Source organism: Methylomonas aurea, assembly GCF_024505045.1.
GTDB lineage: Bacteria > Pseudomonadota > Gammaproteobacteria > Methylococcales > Methylomonadaceae > Methylomonas > Methylomonas aurea.
Map to the genome: position 1 here is coordinate 1 of NZ_JANIBM010000019.1, position 5,265 is coordinate 5,265.

Sequence of the window (5,265 nt, forward strand, 5' to 3'; positions counted from 1 at the left end):
AGGCCGGCGCGGCATGATCACGGCAGCGGAAGTGCTTTTCGCACTGGAACAGCGGGTCTATCAAACTGTTAGGTCAGTCCACAGCGAGCGCATCGCCCTGGCGGCTGCGAAAGCGGTGGTCAAATGCCTGATGTTCCACTTCCGCCAGCGGCATCTGTACATCCCGGTGACGCAAAACGCCGATCTGCGCAAACGCAACGAGGCGATTTGGGCGGCATTCAACGGCCGAAACCACGGCGAATTGGCGTTGCAATACCGGCTGACACTCCAACAAATTTACGCCATCGTCAAAACCATGCGCCGCGTCTCGGCGAGTAAATACCAGACCCAATTGTTCGACGATCCAGGCGCGGTAGGCGACGAGCGGCCGTTTTTGTTGGTCGTGCTGGAAGACTATATGCCGGCGGATTTGCAACGGGCCGGCTTGACTGCCGACGCCGCCAAAACCCTATCCGGCGACATCGCTCAATACCTGATCGACCACTATCCCGGCATCCAGATATTTATTCACGACGATGTACTGAAACGCGGCGGCGGCGAAAGCGCCGATTTATTCGACGAGGCAAGCTGAAGCGATTTCAGCGCGTTTTAGCCCGTGTAGCGCGGCCGATGTATGCCGTAGCGGGTTAAAGCGGCGGGAATAGCGTTTATAAACGTTTATAAATACCGTTCGGAATATAGAAAACAGTCGGCAGACCGGATAACCGGACAGGAACCCGCAAAGACTCAAAGCCCGGAACGCTTCACCGGTTTCGACTGGTCGGAGAAAGAAGCCTGGCATGGGCAAAGACACTCGCGGCAGGTTGGCAAAGCCCCGACTGTTTTCCATATTCGGATGTTAAAGCCCTTTAACTCCGCCTAATGCTTACGGCCGCTACGATGCGGCCCATGAGCAAACCTATCCACATTTTCAAAGCCGGCAAGCACACCGCGATGAGCGGGGCCACGCTGGCGTTTTCGGAAAGCGACCTGCAAGCCACAGCTCGGGCGTACGATCCGGCGCTGCACGAAGCGCCGTTGGTGGTCGGTCATCCGCAGCATGACGCGCCGGCGTACGGCTGGGTCAAATCCTTGGCCTATGCCGAAAGCGGCCTGCATGCCGATCCAGATCAGGTCGATGCCCAATTCGCCGAATTGGTCGATGCCGGCCGTTACAAGAAGATTTCCGCCGCTTTTTATCCCCCGGAATCGCCCTCGAACCCGGTTCCCGGCGTGTATTACCTGCGCCATGTCGGCTTTTTGGGCGCTCAGCCGCCGGCCATCAAAGGCCTGAAGCAAGCCGAGTTCGCCGACGCCGACGATTGCGTGACCATCGAGTTTTCCGAATACGACGATCTAACCGTGGCCGGTCTGTTTCGCGGTCTGCGCGAGTGGCTGATCGGCAAATTCGGCGCCGACGAAGCCGATAATGTCGTGCCGCAATACGCGGTGCAACAGCTCGAACAATCCGCTCAACAAGAAATCATGGAGGACGCCACGGAAGGCGAAGCCTCACCCCAACCCGCATTTTCAGAATCCACCCATGGAGACGTTATGAGTGACCAAGACAAAGCTCGGCTGGCCGAGCTAGAAGCGGAAAACACCCGCCTTAAACAACAGCAGGCCGATTTTGCCGAGCAGCAACGTAAAGACAAAGTCGCCGCCGACCACGCCGCCAACCTGAGCTTTGCTGAAGGGCTAATCAGAGAAGGCCGGCTATTGCCGGCACAGAAAGACCTGGTGGTTTCCACGCTGGACTTTATGGCCGGCCAAGAGCAGGTCGTCGAGTTCGGCGAAGGCGCTGCGAAAAAGCCGTTGCTCGAAGCAGTCAAGTCCGACCTGTTCGGCAAATTGCCGAAGCAAATCGAGTTCGGCGAGATTGCCGGCGGCCAGGGTGACGAAACGGTTACCGACGCCGACGATGATTTGGCGCACAAGGCGAAATGGGCCGCGAGTCCGGCGTTGCGCGCCGAGTTCGGCGAATTCGAAACCTATGCCGCGTTTGCCCGAGCAGAGGCAAACGGCCTGGTCAAAATCAAGGGGAACTAAACCATGACGACGCAAGCCGCGGATAAATTCCGCACCTACGCCCTGCACGGCAGCGAGACGGACAACGATGTCCCGGCTATTGCCAGCGACATTATTTACGAAGGCAGCGCCGTCGGCGAGAACGGCTCGGGGTATTTCCGGCCGCTGGTTGCCGGCGACCCGTTCGCCGGTTTCTGTCTGATTAACTGCGATAACAGCAGTGGCGCGGCCGGCGCCAAAAACATTCATGTTCGGGCCAAGGGCGTAGCCGTGTTGAATGTTACCGGCGTAACTGCGGTCACCGATGAAGGCTCTACCGTGTACGCATCGGACGACGACACGTTTACCCTCACGGCCGGCAGCAACAGTGCGATCGGCAAAATCATCCGTTACATCAGCGGCACTCAGGTCGAAGTGGCCTTCGAAGCTGCCTCATTCCGTTCATTATAAGGAGCAGCCATGGCTAAATTTACGACAAGCAGAGCCGTTATCGGCGAGTTTTACCGCACGCTGGAACAGGATATCGGCAACACCTGGGTGCCGGGCTGTTCCATGGAATTCACCTCCGATCAGGAATCCGAAACCTATGCGTGGCTGGGCCAATCCCCGGCGATGCGCGAATGGGTTGGTGCCCGCCAGGCGAAAGGCTTGACCGAAAACGGCATCACCATTATGAATAAAAAGTTCGAATCCACCCTGGAGATTCCGGTGGATTGGATACGGCGCGACAAGACCGGACAGATTCAGGTGCGCATCCGGGAGATGGCCGAACGCGCCAACTCGCATTGGGCCAGCCTGCTGTCCACGTTGATCATCAACGGCGAAAGCGCGGTGTGTTACGACGGCCAGTATTTTTTCGACACCGACCATACTGAGGACGATTCCGGTGTGCAGTCGAACAAAATCAATACCGATATCACGACGCCGGCGGCGCCGACGCTGAGCGATATGCAAACCGCTATCCTGTCGTCCACCCAGCAATTGTTAGGGTTTAAGGACAACCAGGGCGAGCCGATGAACGAAAACGCCCGCGAGTTTATTGTGATGGTGCCGGTGCCGTTTATGTCTGCCGCGGCGGCCGCGCTGGGCGCGACCGTCATCGGTCAAACCAGCAATCAAATCCAGGCGCTGGGATCGTTGGGCGGCTTTACCTACCGCCTTGCAGTCAACGCCCGCCTGACCTGGGCCACGAAATTCGCCTTGATGCGGGCCGATGGGTCGAGCGCTGCGTTCATTCGCCAGGAAGAGGAAAAAATCAAGGTGTCGGCGCTGGCGGAGGGGTCCGAGGTCGAGTTTACCCACGACGTGCATCGCTACGGCATCAAGGCTATGCGCAACGTCGGCTACGGCTACTGGCAACGCGCTGTCCTCAACACCTTTATTTAACGGGTGAACGGTATGTTGATTCAGACATTAAAAACCATCCGCATACCGTCCGGCGTGCGCCTGATACTGACGCCGGAGCAGTTCGACGCACGTGGCCACATGGTACAGCTCGACGCCGATTCGGGCGAGGCGCTGGTGATTCATCCGATGGAGTTCAAAGCCGGCGAACAACTGGAAGTGGTTGGGGAGTTGCCTATTGCGATCCATGCGTCTGCGTATGAGGTTTTGGATGCGGATGCTGAAGGTGAGGCTGATGCCGAAGGTGAAACGGATGCCGAAGGTGAAAAATCGGCAGTGAGTAAACGGCCACCAGCTCGAAAAAAATCCGAGAAAAGTGACGGCGGAGATCAGTGATGGGCTGGCGGGTTGCGAGAGAGGTTTTGCATTTTGATTCACTTGCCGATTTTTTGGCGGAGGATGGTGCCAATCATGGCGAGGGGAGCGTAATTATCGGCGGCACTAGCCATAGGGCTGGATTGATTCCCAGTTCGACAAAAGAGGCCGTTGCTCTACTCAATACCGCCATGCTGCAAAAATGGCTGAATTCGGGGGCGAAAACCGTCGCGCTGACATTACCCGGTAGATACGCCTTTGCCGGCGGCGATAACGCCCAGGCTATTATCACGATTCCGAGCGACACTACCCTGTATGTTGGTCCCGGCGTTATTCTCGACAACATCGCCGCCAGTTTCGGCTTATCAAAAACCCTGTTCTGCAATGAGCATGCTCTCAGTAACGCTGTGGCTGTTACTGGTTTGACTCATGCACAAGACACCAACTACAACTGGACAAGCACTGTAGTTGTCAACATTGGGTCTGTATCAAATGAGTTTGCAGTAGGTGACTACATTTACATTCGTCCGGCGTATGCAGGCGGAGATACTACTGGTTTTTATAACTACATCTACAAAGTTACCGGGATCGACAACTCTGACTCGGATAACAAGAAAATATTGTTCAAAATGGCTTGTGGGTCGGATGCAAACCATCCGACGCTAACCGGTGATTTGATCGTATATAAAGCCGACGCTAACATCAAAATCTATGGCGAGGGCCGAATACGTCAGGCGACTCAAAACAGAGGTTCCGGTAATATTCGCGGCGCGATTTCATACCAGCAGATCATCATGAACAAGGTGATAAATAGCTATGTTGATATTGGGCTGACAGAATCCCCTGGATCGGTAACTGCTGGCTTGGCGAATGTATTTAAAGCCAGTGTAAAAAATTCGCACTCCGATAATTCTAATGGCGTCTGGGTCCACGGCAACTGTTATGGAGTGCATATTGATGGCGTTTCTGGAGAGTCAAAAGATGATTTGATCACTATTTTCGCAGACAGTGCTAATACGCCGATATACGATGGCGATGGAGTCACGGCGTGTTCTGTAGGCAACGTAGACGGGGTGGAGGTTAATTTTCGACATGAGCCTCACCGAAAATCATCATCACAAGGCGTGTCGATGATTTCATCCCAGAGCTACAGAATCGATAATGTGACTATTAGAGGATATAAAGGCTCTGACATATCAGGACAACCATTCCAGCTAAGTTGCGGCTATGGAATAAATGGTGTTGCGAAGTATGGAGCTATAAAACTGATTGACTGCGAATACGTGCCAAGAAAGGGGCGGCCACTAGGGTACATGTCTAGCGGCGCTGGAGGCGGCAGCATGACTGTCGATAACCTGATTATGCAAAACGTTAGGGTTCCAGCCATTGCCAGCGCGGACGGAAATGCTGGGTTTATGGATGTATCATTCGCAATTTGGAACGTTGTAGATACGTCTGCGTCACATCTAATCAAGAACTTCTCATTGATTGATTGCGAATTCAATTTTGACTGCACGTCATCTAATGCGATCAACATGA

At 54.7% G+C, this 5,265-nt stretch carries 6 protein-coding genes; all 6 read left to right on the forward strand.

All coding sequences use genetic code 11. The features are described 5' to 3' along the window. Positions 1–571 (forward strand): Mor transcription activator family protein (locus NP603_RS13940; RefSeq protein ID WP_256611510.1); only part of this gene is annotated, 571 nt, incomplete at its 5' end. A 317-nt stretch (positions 572–888) separates the two neighbouring features. Beyond that, positions 889–2,028, forward strand: coding sequence for a hypothetical protein (locus NP603_RS13945; protein WP_256611511.1), 1,140 nt, complete (start codon positions 889–891; stop codon positions 2,026–2,028). Between the two features lie 3 nt (positions 2,029–2,031). Beyond that, positions 2,032–2,457, forward strand: coding sequence for a hypothetical protein (locus NP603_RS13950; protein WP_256611512.1), 426 nt, complete (start codon positions 2,032–2,034; stop codon positions 2,455–2,457). A 9-nt stretch (positions 2,458–2,466) separates the two neighbouring features. Next, positions 2,467–3,393 (forward strand): Mu-like prophage major head subunit gpT family protein, encoded by a 927-nt coding sequence (locus tag NP603_RS13955; protein WP_256611513.1) that lies wholly within the window; start codon positions 2,467–2,469, stop codon positions 3,391–3,393. A 12-nt stretch (positions 3,394–3,405) separates the two neighbouring features. Continuing rightward, a complete protein-coding gene (locus NP603_RS13960) occupies positions 3,406–3,747 on the forward strand; it encodes a hypothetical protein (RefSeq protein WP_256611514.1) in 342 nt (113 codons plus the stop codon). Next, positions 3,747–5,265 (forward strand): hypothetical protein (locus tag NP603_RS13965; RefSeq protein WP_256611515.1); only part of this gene is annotated, 1,519 nt, incomplete at its 3' end. The genes NP603_RS13960 and NP603_RS13965, both read left to right, overlap by 1 nt.

Excerpts from the sequence above, each read along its gene's own strand:
- NP603_RS13950 (WP_256611512.1), top strand. The coding sequence starts at position 2,032 with ATGACGACGCAAGCCGCGGATAAATTCCGCACCTACGCCCTGCACGGC.
- NP603_RS13960 (WP_256611514.1), top strand. The coding sequence starts at position 3,406 with ATGTTGATTCAGACATTAAAAACCATCCGCATACCGTCCGGCGTGCGC.
- NP603_RS13955 (WP_256611513.1), top strand. The coding sequence starts at position 2,467 with ATGGCTAAATTTACGACAAGCAGAGCCGTTATCGGCGAGTTTTACCGC.
- NP603_RS13945 (WP_256611511.1), top strand. The coding sequence starts at position 889 with ATGAGCAAACCTATCCACATTTTCAAAGCCGGCAAGCACACCGCGATG.